8 protein-coding genes and 1 pseudogene are annotated in these 17,510 nt (G+C 56.8%); 3 read left to right on the top strand and 6 right to left on the bottom strand.

Annotation, left to right across the window (positions count from 1 at the left end; all coding sequences use genetic code 11):
- Window positions 1–831 precede the first annotated feature (831 nt).
- On the bottom strand, window positions 832–2,337 hold the full coding sequence (locus tag AAFG16_RS39720) for a porin (RefSeq protein WP_342741045.1): 1,506 nt from the start codon (window positions 2,335–2,337) through the stop codon (window positions 832–834).
- Between the two features lie 898 nt (window positions 2,338–3,235).
- On the opposite strand from AAFG16_RS39720, the gene AAFG16_RS39725 reads away from it, so the two are divergent.
- Together AAFG16_RS39725 and AAFG16_RS39730 are read left to right on the top strand one after the other, a co-directional pair.
- Window positions 3,236–3,514, top strand: a complete 279-nt coding sequence (locus AAFG16_RS39725) for a helix-turn-helix transcriptional regulator (RefSeq protein ID WP_271608628.1) — start codon at window positions 3,236–3,238, stop codon at window positions 3,512–3,514.
- Between the two features lie 445 nt (window positions 3,515–3,959).
- Window positions 3,960–5,062 (top strand): IS3 family transposase gene (locus AAFG16_RS39730; protein ID WP_342734171.1). Its coding sequence is split into 2 segments (ribosomal slippage): window positions 3,960–4,221 and window positions 4,221–5,062, totalling 1,104 coding nucleotides; the frame shifts between segments, so codons are not numbered across the junction.
- Between the two features lie 1,268 nt (window positions 5,063–6,330).
- On the opposite strand, the gene ectB is transcribed toward AAFG16_RS39730, so the two are convergent.
- Entirely contained in the window at window positions 6,331–7,629 is a 1,299-nt protein-coding gene (gene ectB / locus AAFG16_RS39735; RefSeq protein ID WP_342734173.1) for a diaminobutyrate--2-oxoglutarate transaminase, read from the bottom strand.
- 261 nt (window positions 7,630–7,890) lie between these two features.
- The gene (locus AAFG16_RS39740) at window positions 7,891–10,359 is read right to left on the bottom strand and encodes a CoA transferase (protein ID WP_342734175.1); all 2,469 of its coding nucleotides are present in this window, start codon (window positions 10,357–10,359) and stop codon (window positions 7,891–7,893) included.
- Between the two features lie 806 nt (window positions 10,360–11,165).
- On the opposite strand from AAFG16_RS39740, the pseudogene AAFG16_RS39745 reads away from it, so the two are divergent.
- Window positions 11,166–11,654: pseudogene (locus AAFG16_RS39745) on the top strand (transposase); the annotation flags it as partial.
- A gap of 145 nt (window positions 11,655–11,799) precedes the next feature.
- Here AAFG16_RS39745 and AAFG16_RS39750 read toward each other — a convergent pair.
- The 3 genes from AAFG16_RS39750 to AAFG16_RS39760 form a co-directional block, all read right to left on the bottom strand.
- Window positions 11,800–12,549, bottom strand: a complete 750-nt coding sequence (locus AAFG16_RS39750) for a hypothetical protein (protein ID WP_342734177.1) — start codon at window positions 12,547–12,549, stop codon at window positions 11,800–11,802.
- A gap of 1,549 nt (window positions 12,550–14,098) precedes the next feature.
- Window positions 14,099–14,422 (bottom strand): hypothetical protein, encoded by a 324-nt coding sequence (locus AAFG16_RS39755; RefSeq protein WP_342734179.1) that lies wholly within the window; start codon window positions 14,420–14,422, stop codon window positions 14,099–14,101.
- A 1,694-nt stretch (window positions 14,423–16,116) separates the two neighbouring features.
- The gene (locus AAFG16_RS39760) at window positions 16,117–17,292 is read right to left on the bottom strand and encodes a Xaa-Pro peptidase family protein (RefSeq protein ID WP_342734181.1); all 1,176 of its coding nucleotides are present in this window, start codon (window positions 17,290–17,292) and stop codon (window positions 16,117–16,119) included.
- Window positions 17,293–17,510 lie beyond the last annotated feature (218 nt).

The following is a 17,510-nucleotide window of genomic DNA, read 5'->3' on the forward strand; positions in this document are numbered from 1 at the left end:
ACTGCCGGTATCTCTATCAAGGTGAGATCAATCTCGTGACTTGATAAGCCGAGCAACGAGTGGGAGGACCGCACCGAGGGCGATCAAGCTGAAGATCGGCTGAAGTTATCGCATTCGCGCATTGCAACGCGACGATGCCGGTGAGGATGAGTACTGCAAGAAGCGCCTCATAGGCCCCGAGCGCGCTCGCCATCTCACTGATGCGCTCCAAGATACCCTTGACCAGCTGAGCCAATGGTCCGGTTGGGAAATGTTGCGCGGGGCCGGCGTGGCGATGGAGGGCTCGATGGGGGCAAGCCCGGGCAACTGTCGGCGCCGTTTTGCACAAGGGCGCGAAGAACCTTTATCCACCTTCTTAGATCTCGTTTTTGCAGACATGTCTTCAGCTACGGCGAGTGACCAGAGCTGAGAGGAGTGCGCAGCGTCAACGGCGAAATCGGCGACTAACCGCGAGGGTTAATCTTGCTTTAGTGGTCCACGCCGGCGTTGAACTGCCGGGTAGAGACCAAAAAAGCCCGATCCGCCCAGCCAGATTGGCGCGCGGAGCGCCGCGTCAGGCCGCCTTTGGGCTCGGTACGGTGGTTGTATGAAAATCGAGAGCGAGCAACAAAATCCGGCCCAAAAAGCGGATGCAATATCCTGCTTTCATTGAGGAAATTCCTTTGGAGCCGGTGAAAGGAATCGAACCCTCGTATTCAGCTTGGAAGGCGGCCGACGCGCGTCGGCCGCCTTCCAATGATGTTAGCACCGAGCTAGCCACCCGATCGAGGACGGCCGCCTCGACCCTCGCGAACTCTTCTGGAGCATATTTCCGCCCGTCGAAGCGACGACCTACCAATTGCGCTGGATGCGCAGCAGCATACTGAACGCGCTCTGGTTCTTGAGTTCATATACTGCAGCAGGTTTGGCAACTGCCGCGACCGCCGGCGCCGCAATAGTGCCAGAATATTTCTGATCGAGGAATGTGGCGAACAGATCCGCGGAGAACGTCAGGTTTCTGACCGGCGTCCAGCGCGTAACCGTGCCGACCGCAGCAATATTGAAGTCGGGGTTGCAAACACCTGTCAACCCGAGTGCGGCCATGCCAGCGCTGCCGCAAATCTGAGCCTTGGCCGTATCGGTGTAGCGAATAGCGGCCCACCCGCCGTAAACCGCAGTATTCCAATACGGATCCCAGTTATGAATGTAACCACCGTTAAAGCCGTACGTCGTGGTCAGCTGAAAAGCCGTGCTAGTTGCCGACGTCGAGCCGGAATAGATGGCATCAGCAACGCCGGCGAAACCGAGGCTCTGATACGCCCCCGGTCTGCCAGTGCCCCCGTACATCGCCCACGCGGTCGGGATGTTTTCCTGGATGCTAAAGCTGCTGGCACCCTTGGTGTAAGCCGCCTGCAAATTGATCGTGTCCCCCGGGCCGGTCGGAATATTCTTGATCGATAGCGCCAGCTGACCGGCCCAGCCCCACTTATCGTCGGCGTGTCCTGTGACTTCGCTCCCACCATAGTACGCCGCATGGTTGTTGTGCGCCGCGGCCGACGCCTGGAAGAGACCCCAAGCCTGGTCGATCCGCATCATGCCGACAATATCGGGAGCCACGGTGCCGCCATAACTCTGCGAGCCGTAAGTACCCGTCACGATGCCGGCGGCCGTGGCATTCGTCGTATTCCAGATATTGGTCTGGTAATAGGCCGTTGGATCCTGCGCAGAAAGCGTCGCCGTAATCCCCTGGCCGAAGTCAGCAGTATAGCTGAACTGGTTGACACCCGAGGCATCGCCACCGCCGCCCGGCAGACCATCGAAGAAGTTGTTCGCCGGATAGTTTGTCCAAGGAGCGCTGAACTGGGAGACCGCCTTTCCCATCGTAAAGCCCGCGAATTGGATGAAGGCATACCAGATGCTAAGCGTCCCGAGCCCGACCCCATCGCCGGAATACGCTGTTGCGCCCGATCCGGCCGCACTCGTCGAACCCGTCTTCCAGGTAAAGTTCCCCTCGAAAAAGGTGCGGACCACGCCGTATTCGCTTGCTGTACGCGTGTCGATGCTGAGGTCTGCGCGAGACCGAGCGGTGTAGGCATTGCTCAGGCGGTTGTGCGCAGCACCGACACCGGAAACCGGGTTCAGAACAAAACTATTGCTGCCCAGCATCACGTCGGCGCGAACGAAACCACCCAGCTTGATGCAGGTGTCCGTGCCCGGGATGTAATAGAATCCGGCACCATAGGTGGAGCACACCTTCACGTACTCGATCGCTTTGGCTTTGACGGGAAAATCGGCCGCCTGCGCCCCGCCAGAGGCGATCACGCCTGCCGCTGAAGCCAGCACGACCTTCTTAACAATCGTGTTCGAATAGAGCGGGGGCTCTTCAGCGCTCGCGTCAATCACGACAGAGCGTGACTTGGTCTCGGCCACTCTGGTCAACAAGCCCCGACGCCCCTCGCGGCGGCGATGCAACGACCGGAAAGATATTATTGAATAGAAGGTTGGCCCATCCGCTCTTAGTCCGAAGATGTCTTTCAGCACCGAAGTTCTCCGCTCAAAAGTACGCAAACATATACCCCTATGTTTCTCACGTAGGAAAATACAAACCCGTCGATGTCGGTGTTCGCCCCTGTCGCGCGCGGCACCAAACTAACGAGAAGCGAACGCGCTACACATCAGGCCGCTCGTGCTCGGCGTGACCGGGCACCGTCGGCAACTCGCTGCGCGCAGAACATCCCCTGCAGGCTACGGAATGCTCGCGTTGCCTCAGCTCAGTACGCCGCACATACACGGCTAAGAAACGAGGTGCGCGCGCACATGAACTGACCGTGCGGCGTGTACGAGGTACGCTCACACGACGCTCTATCGGCGCGCTCGCAATTCGATGAGGACTAACAATGTCGGCCGTCGACTTACCTTGCGCAAAGTCGCAACCATGTAAGCCAATGCACCGAGTTGAAAATGCCATGTCTTTGTCCCCACGACCGCGCTCGTTTCGCCGACGCACTAACGTGGGGACGCAATGGTTAGGTGACAGGCATCAACTAATGCGATGGACGCCCCTGAATTAGAGATGAATTTGTTCGGAGGATCTGGGGCTTCTCAAGCCAGGCGGCGTCGCCATTTGCACAATCAAGATGCGCGACAATCCAGCCGCCAAGCGCAGGCTCCGCTTACCTGTATCAGGAACAAACTTACTGTAATAGTTTGGTTTTATACCGTGTTTTGATGGCCTAACAAATGGCTGTTTTAGCGCATGAGAGCTCGTGCGCTGGTAGGCTGGAATGTGCGCCGGATCCGCGTGGATCGCGGCATTCCGCAAGAGCAACTCGCTTACGATGCGGGCATCGACAACTCCTATATGAGCGGTCTGGAGCTCGGAAAAGCGAACCCGACGATTGATCTTCTCGAGCGTATCGCCGATACGTTAGGTGTTCCCCTGACTGACTTGGTTGTTCAGCCAGACCAGGGGGCGACAGTTCCGAAAACCCTGCCCAAAGGCCGCAAGCCGAAGCGCCCACGCGATACCAAATAGAACTCTCCACGTAGAATCACTTTGTGGCACAGGAGCCCGCAACGGAACGCTATGCCTGGTTGAGCGTCGTGCAAGTTGCCGAGCCATAAGCTAACCAAGCAACCAAATAGAACGTTCACGCGAAACAAACGCTCCGAGGCCTCCGGCGCTTTCAAGAATCCCCGTCAGCAATTTGGAGCTTAGGCGGTGCAATCCCACGGTGTGAGGCCGCTCGACGGAGCAAGATGGTCCGAGGCCAACATCATGAGGCCAGCTGAGGCGAGGATTCACTAGCAGCTGGGGCAAGCCGCGCGCTGAAGAAGACGAGCTGCCCGATCCCTTCGGGTGGGCTTTGGGAGTTAGGTTATATTTGCCGTTCTCCCGCATGATCTGAGGCCGGCAAACTGGACCAGTTTTGGCTAGAGTTTTCGCGGCGTAAATCCCTCGGCTGGGAGGAGCGACGACGATGAAGGCCTCGAAGTTTTCGGACGCCCAGAAGGCGTTCATTCTCAAGCAGGGCAGCGACGGGGGCGCGGTGGCGGAGATCTGCCGCAAGGCCGGGATCAGCCAGGCGACCTACTTCAATTGGAAGAAGAAGTATGACGGTCTGCTGCCGACCGAGATGCGCCGGCTGAAGCAGCTCGAGGACGAGAACGCCAAGCTGAAGAAGCTGGTGGCCGATCTGTCGCTCGACAAGGAGATGTTGCAGGACGTGATCCGCCGAAAGCTATGAAGCCTGGTCGGAAGCGCAAGCTCGTCGATGAGGTTTGTGGTGAGTGGCAGGTCTCGATCCGCAAGGCTTGTGAGGCCCTCGAGTTCGATCGATCGACCTACCACTACAAATCTCGTCGCTCCGGCCAGGCCGCTCTCGAAGCTCGGATCAAGGAGATCTGCCATGTTCGCGTTCGCTACGGCTATCGCCGCGTCCACGTCCTGCTCCGCCGCGAGGGATGGGGTCATGGGCAGAACAAGACCCGTCGCATCTATCGCGAATTGGGCCTGCAACTGCGCAATAAATCGCCGAAACGGAGGGTCAAGGCTAAGCTGCGCGATGACCGCAGGCCAGCGACGCGCGCCAACGAGACCTGGGCGATGGACTTTGTTCATGACCAGTTGGCAACTGGTGGCAAGCTCCGGGTGCTCACGATTATCGATATCTTCTCCCGCTTCTCGCCCGCCTTGGAGCCGCGGCACACTTTCCGCGGCACCGATGTCGTGGAGGTGCTGGAAAGGGTTTGCAACGAAGTGGGCTTCCCGGCGACGATCCGCGTCGACCAAGGCAGCGAGTTCGTGTCGCGCGACGTCGACCTCTGGGCCTACCAGCGCGGCGTCACGCTGGACTTCTCACGCCCGGGCAAACCGACCGACAATGCTTTTATCGAAGCGTTCAATGGCCGCTTCCGGGCCGAATGCCTCAATGCCCATTGGTTTCTGTCGCTTGCGGACGCCCGGGAAAAGGTGGAGACTTGGCGCAGATACTACAACGAGGAGCGGCCCCATGGAGCCATCGGCAATCGGCCGCCGATTTTGCTGCAAAATCACGCCGGCGCCACCAGCCCGCCAACGTGATAAGAGCGCAAAACTCTAGTTCTGGGTGGTCCAAAGTTCGGTCTCGCTGCAAGAGCAAAACTCTAGTTCTGGGTGGTCCAAAGTTCGGTCTCGCTGCAACTTCGGGCCGGACTCTAACTCCTTCTGGAGGAAATACGCAGTGGCAGGTCAACACTGCCAAACGGCTGGGAACGATGAACGAGACAGCAAAAGAGATGCGGATTATTCAGGATGCGGTCTCTATGGTTAGGAAGAGGGCGCGAGCAGATGCCGGAGGAAATCCACAAGAACGTTCTCAGCCCCAAACATGCCTCAACACATTTAACGTACGAGAGCCGCCATGAAGCCCCCGATCTTTCGGCCATTGACTTCGTCTCCTCCGGCCTGGACTAGTACGCGAGGGCTCGCTTGTATCGAGATCAGGCGCATGGGATGACCGATATTGTGACCGGGTAGCCGAATTGGGCCAGATACTTCCTACTGTCGCACGCGGCTGAATTGGCAATTCAATCTGTTTTGGTCCACTCGTCACAACATCCATAGGCGTCATTGCCGGGAAAGCGCCAGGCGCTCCTGATCTAGTTTATGCGCATAACTGTCGGAACGGAATGACGTCAATCCACTGTTTTGCGCCAGGTTGCAGTACCTCAGGAAGATACACAATGACTACGTAGCTCGTTACCCTAAAGGCCGTCCAAGTTTGTCGCGTCAGAGTTTGATGACGCAGTCGTTGCGTTGCTATCATATGCTTCACAGCAAATCCGCGTCACGTGAATTCGATCTAGCTTCCGGCGCGGCGGGTTGGTCCCGGTCCCATACTTTACGTGGTCGCACGTTTCTAACAGACCAGATTCTCCGGAATGGCGACTATCGACTTGAGCCACGACTGCTACAAATTCTTCTGTAACGCCGCATGGGAGCTCGCGCGGATCAGCGTGCTGCGCCCCGGCCGCGCCGCTCGGCGAAACATCGAGACGGCGAACGACTTTGGCACCACTGGTCGATCACGAAGTTTGGCTCCGCATGGCTCGCGAGGGCGTCGTCCTGTCCATTTCTGGAAACGAGCCGCATGTCCCAAGTTCCTCGTGGGCTTTGTGCCACACTTCGGCCCTGGGTTCGGGCACGCGCGGTGGAGGCGGTTCGTACCTACAGCCCGCAAATTAGCTTGCAGCCTGTTCGGTGGCTGACGCCGCAGGCGGAATCTATCCTGCTTGCGACGGCGATCGCCCAAAGCGGCGACGAAGCAAAGATGCTGAAGAGGTACCAATCCATCGGCGGCCGCTCGCGTTTTAGATGCCCGATAACTTCGAGCTTCTTAGTGTTTCGGCCAAGGATTCCTCGAATATCTCAAGACCTTGACTTAGCGTATCAGAGTCAATCGTGAGCGCAGGAAATAATTTTAGAACCTGATCATCAGGCCCGCATCGTTCGACAATCAATCCCTTGTCAAACGCCTTACGCGAGGTCACTTCCGCGATTTCGGCCATCTGGCAATCAAAGCCTAACGCCAGACCTCGCCCTCGAACGGCAAACCTGTTTCCGTGCTTGAATGAGATGGCCTCAAGCCGGCGTCGAACAAGGTCTGACAAACGTCGGATATCCTCCGAGAACGTCTGACTGCGCCAATAGATATTAATAGCTGCGGTTGCAGATACGAGCGCTAGGTTATTACCTCGGAAGGTACTCGTGTGCTCTCCGGGCCCCCATGCATCGACCTCCTCTTTGATCAGCAACATTGACAGTGGCAGACCGTACCCACTGAGCGATTTCGACATTACGACGATATCTGGCGACAATCCTGCGAACTCGAAGCTAAAGAATTCGCCCGTGCGGCCACAGCCCATTTGGATATCGTCGACTATGAAAAGAGCACCAGCCTCTTTTGCTATGGTTTGAACTGATTGCAGCCATTCCTTGCTCGCTACGTTTATACCCCCTTCTCCCTGTATAGATTCGATGAGAACAGCTGCTGGAGCATCAATGCCGCTGTTACAGTCCAGCAGTACTTTCCGCATGTACTCAGCCGTATCAATAGCCTGCCCAAAATAGCCGTCATAAGGCATGAAAGTTATACCCGATAACGAGACCCCGCTGGCCTTGCGATGAAAACGACTACCGGTCGCAGCAACCGCTCCTAAGCTCAGACCGTGATATGCATGCGTGAATGAAACGATATTTTGCCGCCCCGTGACTTTGCGAGACAGTTTTAAAGCTGCCTCAATTGCATTAGCACCTGTTGGTCCCGTGAATTGAAATCGGTATTTCAGCCCCCGCTCCTGAAGAATGATAGAGCTGAAAGTTTCCATAAACTCGAGCTTTGCAGGAGTGGCCATGTCAAGTCCATGCACCACAGCATCCGATGCCAGATACTCTGTAATGGCGGCTCTGATTTGGTGATTGTTGTGCCCGTAGTTCAGGGCTCCAGCACCAGACAGGAAATCAATGACCTTATGCCCCCCCTCCGATAGCATAATGGAGCCGCGCGCGCGACTGAACAAGGCTGGGAACGAACGCGAGTATAGCCGGACGTTTGATTCTAATGCTTCGAAAGTCTGCAAACGACGTGAATCGCCAGTCGCTCCAGCCATAGTTGTCTCCTTCGTAAATAAGCGGTTCAGGAAGTAGCGACAGCCTTCTGCCAAGAAGGACGTGTTTACTTACCTGCGGATCGGCAGCAATGAACCTACTCTTGCTGGTAGTCCTCCATGCATCAGAGTTAGGCGCTTGAGACTCGGCCTGCCGTGAAGTGGTGCTGCGTCGCGCACTCGGGCGGAGACTCGGTAGGACTTTGCGGGGCGACAAATCCCGGCCAGCAGGCGGCCCATCTGCCAAGGCTGAATGTGGCTAAGCTAGAGGGTAGGCTCGATCTTACAGTCCGACGACACGTTGTTTGATTCCGCGAGTTCTCGTTCGGAGAGCATCTTCGTGCCGATGATGCCTTCCCTCGCCAGCTCTGTTATCTCGCTCTCGGAGAGGCCAACAAGCTCTGACAGGATCTCTTTATTATGCTGCCCGAGCGTCGGCGCCGCTGTGCGGATGGATTGGGGTCTGCCTCCTTCGCGAATTGGCATCGAGGGCTGGGGATGCAAACCTATGAAAGCTCGTTCGACCTCCTGGAGGTATGCACGCGACCGAAGATGCGGATCTTTGAGCAGGTCAATTGGAAGCCGGGCAACGCCCGCGGCAACCTTTGAGCTCTGCAACTCCGACATGGCGGTATCCGCATCGCGGCTAAGCGTCCAACCTGCGATCTCCATCTCGATGGCGCTCTCAATCGCCCGGCGAGCTTCATTAGATTTGAGCGAATCATCCTTCGCCCAGTCGGACCGGCCAATGAGCAGCGCAAGCCTATGCCACATCTCCGAGTCGGTCGCCGCCACCACGATCCAGCTGTCCTCACCCGCACATCGGAAGCAGCCGTGCGGCACAAACTGCGGATGTCGATTACCGTATCTTATCGGCGGCGTGCCGCCGATCGACTGGACGGTCATCCATGGGGCCACGAACGGCATCATGCATTCGATTTGCGCGAGATCGATAAACTGGCCCTGTCCCGTGCTGTGCACGTGAAGCAGAGCCACCAGAACGGCAGCACAGCCGTTTAACCCGCCGATGGGGTCGCCAAAGGCGGTGTGGCTCATCACCGGTGGCCCATCGGGATTCCCGATCACGCCCGGCAACCCCGATGCCTGTTCGAGAGTCGAACCGTAGGCCCGGCAATCGCGATGAACGCTGTTCGCACCAAAGGCTGACATCGACATCATAACGAGCCGCGGGTTGAGTGTTCTCAGCTCGTCATATCCAAGACCGAGCTTCGACAGCACATCAACTGAATAATTGTCAACAACCACATCAGCTCCGGCGATAAGCCGCTTTGCAAGGGCGAGGCCTTTCGGTCTTTTCAGGTCGAGTGTGATACCGCGTTTGTTGCGGTTCAGGATGCTAAAACGTACTCTTTTTTCGTACATCTCAGCGTCGACGTAATCAGGTCGACGGTCAACGCCGCGGAACCAGTCCGGATACTGGATGGCCTCGATCTTGATGACGTCCGCGCCCAGATCAGCCAATGTGCGCGTACACAATGGCCCAGCCCAGCCCATAGAGAAGTCAATCACGCGCATCCCATGCAATGGCTGCCGATCGGCATCGATGGAGCCAGACGACTGTGCCCCAGAGTTGGATAGGTGCCTTCGCGTGTTCGAGCGAACCTGCTGCTCGCCAGGAGCGGGAACTCTTCCGCCCCGGCGGGGCGGTGTTAGTGTCAGCCGCTGCATCGAACCGGCGGTCAAGCCCTGTTCATTGCCGATAAAGATAGGTACGATCGCGCCGCGCGCCTTCTTCTCAGAGTCCTCGAGCAGATCAGCTATCTCAGGCAGCGGCACGATGGGGATTTTTCGTTTCAGCCCCTCCGCAAACCATTCTTGCGCTGTCCGCGTTTTCAGCTGCGGCGCAAAGTGCAGGTCGATCTGGTCCATGTGTTGCAGACGATCTTCGCCGGAGAGGAGCGCCGGGTCATTCGACAGCTCGGACAAACCAAGCATATCGCAGAACGCGAGCCACTGTGCTGGCGTTTGCAGTGTGACGCCGAGCCACCCTTGTTTGGTGTCATAAATGCCGACCGGAAAGCTAGGCCAGAACCGATTGATGCCGAGCCGCTGCATAACGTCGCCTCGCACGAACGCCTCACACATGAGATATTCGGACAGCACAAGACTCGCTTCGAAGGTATTGAGCGACCATGAGCGCCCTGCTCCACCGCGCTGTTTGGCAAGCGTCGACGACGCAGCAGCGATGAACCCCCAAAGGCCGGCTACGATACCCGTCTGAAAATCCGGTGCCTGCAATGGCGGGCCCTTGAGAGGTCCAACTAGCTTGATAAGACCAGCGAGCGCGCGGACCGCCGAATCCGTTGCCGCAAAGCCGGCATAGGGGCCTTCTTGACCGAACCAGCTTACGCCGAGGTGGATCAACTCGGGGCGGCTCTTGCGGATCGCTGCGACATCAATCGATGGGCACTCCGCAGAATCAACATCACGGCCGTCGACGAGGACATCGCAATCCTCGATCAGCTTCGTCAGCCGAGCGATCGCATCTGGGTCCTTAGCATCGATGATAATGCTCGACTTATTGAAATTCAAAAATGCGAACCACGCGCTCTGCCCACCAGGTGTAAGTGGTGCGCTTCGTCGGAGACTATCGCCCACTGGCGGTTCGACTTTCTGAACATCGGCTCCGAAATCGGCAAATAGCCGGGCGCAATAGCTGGCTGCAGCGGAGCTACCGATCTCGATGACCCGCATATGCGATAACACTTCCATCGATGTCTCCATAGTTCCGTCAATTCATATGCGCGGTGGAAAGTCACCTTCTGACCAATGCGAGCCTGAGGCCTCCCAGGTGAGGCAACTGGGGGACTCGCGTCAAAAGACCGCCCTCTACGGCGCAGATTCGACGGCATCGACGGCGTTGCTAATTCCTGAACGTCGGGTCCGGCGACAGTGCTTCGGTGTTGGCATAAAGCTCCGTCAACCTCTCTACGCGAGGATCTCGACCTCACGTGGTAATTGAGGCTAGCGATGTTCCGAAGGGCCTGCCTGGAGAAAGAGTAAAGACTCTCGGTCAGCTGGAGCATTTCAGTTTTCCATTCTCGTGAACAAATAACTCTCACCAAGTTACCTATACTCGGCATCTGGAGCGACTCGTGCAGATCCTGGAACTCCTACGAACAAGTCGGCCTTGCCTTTCTTCGACGAACTAGACCATTCGGTGGCTCGCGCGTAGCTACCAAAGGAAGTGGGTCAGATGATCTAACGGGTGCCGTCGCGGCAGTGTCCGAACAGCCGGAAAGTCCAGATAATTCAGTCGCGTCTCGCACACTTTTACAGATGAAGGGGAGTTAACACGCAACTCGCGCCCAGATAGTCTCCATCACCGTGCCGCATCATAGAAACACCAGTGAATATGGCCGCATGCCTCAAGATCGATATTAGCTCTGGTAAGGATCTCTGGGCTTGGTCTCGTCTGCCTCAAGCAAGGAACATGGCACCGAGCCGTCGACATCGCCGGTTCGAACGATATGGCACAGATTTCTAGGCTAACAAAAAATATGGTCAGCCGATAACATGTGGAAGAGCAGATTATCGCGATATTGAAGGAGCATGGCGCTGGGGCGAAGACGGCTGACCTGGCTCGCAAGCACAATGTTTCCGAACCGACGATCTACAATTAGAAGGCAAAACTCGGTGGCTCGTTTCCGCAGCAAAGCGTCTGAGCGCCCTGGAGGAGGAGAACGGAAGTTGATTATGGCCGAGCAGATGCTCCATGCGGCCGCACTTCGTGAGCTCCTATCAAAATAATGGTACGCCCGCCGGCAAACGCGCTGCGTCACGCACCTGTAGGCCATCATGAGCCTGTCGGAATTGCCGGGCTGTTTGGTCGTGGAGTGCGGACACGAAAATGATCCGCTATCGCTCCAGCCGTCCGCCGCCGGACTCATTTCTGCGTGGCCGATTGCGCGATCTCGCCAATGAGCGGCGGCGTTTCGACTACTGCCGGCCGTTCCGTCCTGCTGCGGCAGGAGGCAGAGCCATCGGGGATCACCTGGATCTACCGACAACACTATCGCTGCAATTGCTGCGTCTTACCGTCCGTAAGATAGCAGCGGTACGATTGTTTGCGGCGGGGAGTTGACGTGCGGCCGCGGCAAGGGGGCCCCGTCCGTGGGGTCACTTTAGAGCATTTGCGCGGCTGCACGCCCGCTAAGCACCACCTGATCCTGCCGGCAACAATGACGGACTCAGGCGCACGTCGATCCCATCCTCGTGATCAAGCCGGCTCCTCAACTCCACACCGGTTGTCCAGGAAAGCCAATTGTCTTCCACAATATCGTCTTCCACCAGCTTCAATTTCGCGCCGCCAGCCTCATGATGCAGCATATCGTCGACCCCTTTATCCAAGGTCCAGCGCGCTACAAGCGCACATAAGAAGTCAGGCTCCCACATGGCAAAAGAAAAGCCGTGCGTGATTTGCGTTATGATCCTGCGTATCCCTTGTCCTCTAAGGTCTCCGCGGACCCAAAGGTCCCCGTGGTAGGCTACTTTCCCGCTGATCTTCTTCGCGCTTGGTGCTGTGCAAGTACAGCAGTCTTGAGGATGGGCTTGCCCATTCGGGTCGGCGTAAAAGGCCTTCAAGGATTCAAGACATTCCGCAAAGTTGCTATGGGGAAGCCGGTATAGTCGAGCCGCTTCAAGCCCTGCGACATCGTTATTCTTGTCAAAACCCACGATCCAATACCCCTCGCCTGCATCAATTTGCGAGCGATCTGGACGAAAATTCGGATTTGTCGGCCCCTTAGTTGGAGTCGCCCGTGCGATTGATATATACTCATTGAAATCGAATCCTATCAAAAATCTCATGCCTTTCCGAGCGGCGTGGTCATCATGTACTTGAATGAGACGTGAAGCGCGTAATGTAGCAGCTACGCTTTGCATTTCTGCATCCCTTGCCATCGTGATAGTCCGCGTCGCCAACTGTAGGGCGTCTGATTGAGACTACTGCATCAGCAGCGGAACGAATCCCTACCTATTTTGATAAGGATCGGCATGAGCACAGATTGTCATTCATCTCAGTGCATTGAACGGCCGCTTCTGCCGGAATTAGGTCGCGGCCGAGCCCAACCTCGCAATCCTAATCGACTAGCATCCGCTCATCTGCGCTCAAATGCTGTCGTCGGCAGATGCGAGGGATGACACCTGCCGAGCATCTAATCAATCCTCAGTAATCACATGCACAGACCATTGAAAGTGTTTCGAGGAGCTTTGGTACCAAAGTATGACGTTGCTGAAACGATTGCAGAGCATGTTCGGCTCTTACCGACTGCGAGCGCAAAGCCAGCTATCCTTTCCAGCGAAAGGGTCCGACGGGGCAGGCTTGCCGATGCGACGGAGAATAACATGCAAACACCGGGCCCTGTATCTAAGGGTGGTGGAATAGCCAAACGTTTTCAGAACACGGCGCACCCGGTCAATAGCAGATTTTGCGCCTGATCTCATGCGGCTCGGGGACCCACAACACGTTTGGAGCGAGGTGATCGCACTGGTCCTGCGAGCGAATGCGGCTCTTTGATTTTTTGGCAGAGCTTCAAGCAGTTTAGGAATTGTTTGCGCACGCGCGCTTGCCCGACCCGCAGCTTGCCAATTGGCGGCGGAGCAAACTGGTATCCCTGATGAACTTCCCGCGCGGAAACATGATGCTGCGTCGCCGGAGCCCAATTGCGGACGTCACGTCCTCGATCAAGCGTCGGCGGACGGACTCACCTGCGCCACCGAAGCACCTCCTGTCTGAAGCTCTGAAAAGCCGATTCTCTCAGACAGGAGGCGGGCGCTACGATTCAACCTAATCACATCCCACTGTAGTAGGCTTGCTCTGTACCATTGTGATCATCCAGCGGTTGGGCCGATCGGCTCCGCCCAACCACGTCACCCTTCAAAACTAGTAGGAGGGCTCCCTTCCGCTATCGCTGTATTGTTCGCGAGTAAAGTCGACGCTTGGTTCGCGACTGGAACGCATAATCTTGAGGACGGCTGCCCGGGAAATGACCATTCGAGTCTACGAAATGAGAGAGCGCCAGACACTGTTGCACTGTTCCAGAACGCTCATCATCCAGAAGCCATCCTCGAGTTATCGCCTGACATCGAACTCGATATTCTCACCAACCCGCAACTCGCCGAACACGGGCGCGCTTGGCCCGATAGGCGGCCCTAAGAGGATCGAGCGGCTGAGCGTTGCTGCATGTCAGGAGCATTAGATCGCCATATCGCCCTAGAACTTATGCTGACATCGAGCCTCGATGTGCGGCCTGAGGATAGCTAAAATACAGCGCCAATCTCTCGCTTGCAAAACAGACTGCTTGAGTTGCCACGCCCGCGACAGCATCGGCGAGCGCCAAAACAGAAGAGGAATAGAGTGCCAATTCAAGAGAAAGCCTCTAGCTATCAAATCCGGTGAAGAATGGCAGAATCGCCCGTAGTTTTCGTTCGATGGTCATTTTGTCCAGAGCTACGACGTGTGGGCGCCGATTGGCGCCTCGGTCGTTAGCATGCGGCGATCGGCGGTTCCTCCGCATATTTGATGCAGCATGTGCGATCGGGGTTGGATGATTGCCCGGTCGTTCTCAAGCAGGCAGGAGGACGCGTCGGCGCAATGGTGGGTCGCTTTGCGCGGCCATACATTTGGCACTTGACCGCTTTGATCCTGCTGATCTGTCTTTCGCGCGCACTGGGTTATCCAGGAGTTAGTTGTTGCCGCGCGAACCGCATCGATGTCGCGCCCGATGCTGTTGGCAAGGCTCTTGATTTCGCTATTGCCTGTTGCGCGATCCATTCAGCGAGCTCGGCAATATCGTGCCACTGAGGATGGACACAAACCGCTTCGCCAGATCGGCCGCTGTGGTGAGCTCCGGAGCTTGCTCAAACAGGTGGCCGAGGAACAGCCTGGCTTTCAGCATCGATCTGCTGCGGGTACTGGCTCAAATACGAAGCGCAGCGAGGATGCGTGGGTGCTTTCCAGTCGGGCGTCGTCTTGCTGCTCCTCCGGCATCTGCATGTGTACGCCTGTCAGCGGCCGATCGCGCAATAGTCACTCCAGTATAAGCCTGTTGCGGTCGGTAGGGACGCTAGTTTCCCAGCCCTCAGCTCAGATCCGTATCTCCCGGATAGAATGGCTCTGCACCTTGAGAAGTTCAATCTCTTCGCGCTCCACCAATGATGAGTATCGCGCGGAAGCGCTCTTGCTGAGGATTTGAACATCGCTGGCGGAATGCCGCCCGCCTTTCGAAACAATCTGGTTCCTAAAGGCTGTGACACCCCTGCTTCCAGCGCGGCTTCTTCGCTACTTCGCCCGGCAGCGATACTCGCCAGAAACTTCCCCGTTCATTCCGTCCAGCTACAGGCGGTCGTCCTGGCGATGATGCTCGCCAGACCGTGCCGATCGCCGCTTTCGAATGCTCATCGCAATCTCAACTCGAGAGTGTTGCCAGGCCGCTTGAAATCCGTCCTGCCCTCTACAAGAGCCCGAGCCTGTATCCAGATCGCGTCCTCTAAACGGTCGCAATCCCGCAGTATCCAGGCGCCTGACGGATTGATCTCAAGGATGGCATGCGCGCCCTGATTTTGGCACTTCCAAATAATTTTCACGTGATATCGGAAGATCCGCTTTCGCTCGCCTTCCGGATAGTCACCTGCCCCGTAAACCCGGGACTTTTGCAACACTTGCCGCGCCTTTTTAGCGAAGCCATAGTGTCGTGGTTTTGCATCTGCTGCTGGAGCCGATGCAGGAGGACCAATCTCCTCTTCAATTAAGCTGAACACATCAGATTCGGTGTATTCACCTCCTCTATGCTCTGCGGCACACCATGCCAGATCACTTTCAATAGATCGCCTCTGCGTCCGCGGAAGCAGAACAAATGGCACTCAGGGGATCGCAGCACCTCTTGCACCTGCAGCGACAATGAGGCGATACATTTACGCATGTCGGTGTGGTCCGTGCCAACCTACCCCCGAACTCCCGTAGATCCAGAGCCTCGATAATCCGGCGAAGTGTCTCAACGTCGATGCTCGCATCAACAACGACGCGCCGCCCGCCGGGGGAACCAAGCGTCGACCGACACAGTTGAAGTCGCCGGTGACGGCAGCTTACCTGATATCGACCGACGCCGGAATGGTCCTTGCCCGGATGCAAGTCGGCGTCCGACTTCTTTTCCATCGGTTTTGCCCCCGCGGCGCAACAAGAGAGCTGTTGGTATCGGCCGCCCGAACTCCACGATCCGCTCGACATCGCCGGCACTATCGACGTGAGCAGGGGGGGTAAATCTAGCTGGCCTGGGCTCCTCGGGAACAGACTTGTATCGCCCGTTCCGACCAGCGGCGGCATGTTATCGGGGGAGCACAAACCCAAGCAACAGGAAGTGCTCTCCTAGCCGCTCGGATTGAGCCAGGAGGGAGACTCTCTGGTAGCAGCAGCCACTAAGCGCCGCGCTCGGGCAGGACACGCGGCGACTACTCCTTAGAACCCTGTCTTTAGCCAAGCTCGAAAAGCTTTCGTGGCGCACTCGTCAATACCTCGGCGCCGCACTCGGTCACACGAAAAGTCTCGCTGATGACATACCCGAAGTCCTCATCAATCATCCAGTTACCTAAATGCAGATGGAAGGTCATGTTCGCCGTCAACACTGTCATGTCCTCTTCGGCAATGCTGGCGGTCCGCTCCATCCAATCGATACCAACAGGGTAGCCACAGCGCGATTCCTTCTTGAGACCCAGCTTTCCAATCGTGCGATGGATTGCTTTGGCGATGTCGCTGCAGGTACATCCCGCGCGGACAGTAACCAGCGCGGCTTCCAAGCCAGCGACTCCAGCCTCATGCACGCGATGTAGACGGTCAGAGGGCCGGCCAATTGAAAAGGTGCGGCTGATCGGGGCAGTATAGCCATGGCGCACACCGGAGATCTCAAGGTTTATCTGTGAACCTTGGCGGAAGACGTCCTCACTCCACGTGATGTGGCTTGTTCCCGTACGTGGGGAAGAGCATAAATACGGAATTTCAATCATCGTTCCTGGCTTGCCATTGGCGCCGCGTACCAGCGTCGCCAAGATCTCGGCCATCGCATCGGCTTCCCGCAGCCCGGGGCGCATCACATCCGCCGCACACGCAATTCCGGCATCAGTGATAGCGGCGGCCTCTTTCATGACCACTATCTCGATATCGGACTTAACCATTCGGATCTTAGTTACTGTGCCGGTGGAATCCACGATATTCGCATGCGGCAGTCGCGCCTTGAACTTCTCCGCCGAATGCACCGACATGGCCCCAAGTTCGAGACCCACGCCCCCGTTTGCGCTGCCTATCTCGAAGAGGAAATCGATCAGTGCGTCGTAGCCATCCATTTCTGTATTTCCGATGAGCACTTCCGGATAGCCGACTACTTTGCCGCGCTCGATAAATGTCTGATGCAGTGCTGCCGGCATATCCATCTTACGCAAGATAAACGTCGGTTCCTCTTCATGAATCGAAACTACTAGTCCTTTTGGATCATTTGGTGACTTTGCCGTGTAGCCCGTAAGGTAAGTAATGTTGGAGCTGTCAGTTACGACGAGCGCATCGAGATTCCGCTGTTCCATTTGCGATTTGACGGCGGCAAGCCTGCGCAGATACTCTGTGCGAGGGAATGCCTGCGGCCCTTTGCTGATCGTCATTGTTTTGACTCCATCGATTTCAACTCGGCCTCTGCTATGTTGAGCCAAGCGAGAGAAAGGGGAGGCGAAAAGTTATCGCCGATCTGCTTCCCGAAAGCGAGACGCCTGACGACCCTAGCATACTACCAGATATAAGGGGGCGGCTCGGCAGACGGCGGCATCGGGCGCGATTATGTGCGATGCGCATAAAATGTTTGCTGGCCAGATTGTTCGTGATG

The organism is Bradyrhizobium sp. B117 (assembly GCF_038969555.1).
Lineage (GTDB): Bacteria > Pseudomonadota > Alphaproteobacteria > Rhizobiales > Xanthobacteraceae > Bradyrhizobium.

Bases quoted from the DNA above. Each gene is read 5' to 3' on its own strand.
- AAFG16_RS39725 (WP_271608628.1), top strand. From the start codon at position 3,236: ATGAGAGCTCGTGCGCTGGTAGGCTGGAATGTGCGCCGGATCCGCGTG.
- AAFG16_RS39755 (WP_342734179.1), bottom strand. From the start codon at position 14,422: ATGGATCGCGCAACAGGCAATAGCGAAATCAAGAGCCTTGCCAACAGC.
- ectB (WP_342734173.1), bottom strand. From the start codon at position 7,629: ATGGCTGGAGCGACTGGCGATTCACGTCGTTTGCAGACTTTCGAAGCA.
- AAFG16_RS39740 (WP_342734175.1), bottom strand. From the start codon at position 10,359: ATGGAAGTGTTATCGCATATGCGGGTCATCGAGATCGGTAGCTCCGCT.
- AAFG16_RS39750 (WP_342734177.1), bottom strand. From the start codon at position 12,549: ATGGCAAGGGATGCAGAAATGCAAAGCGTAGCTGCTACATTACGCGCT.
- AAFG16_RS39760 (WP_342734181.1), bottom strand. From the start codon at position 17,292: ATGACGATCAGCAAAGGGCCGCAGGCATTCCCTCGCACAGAGTATCTG.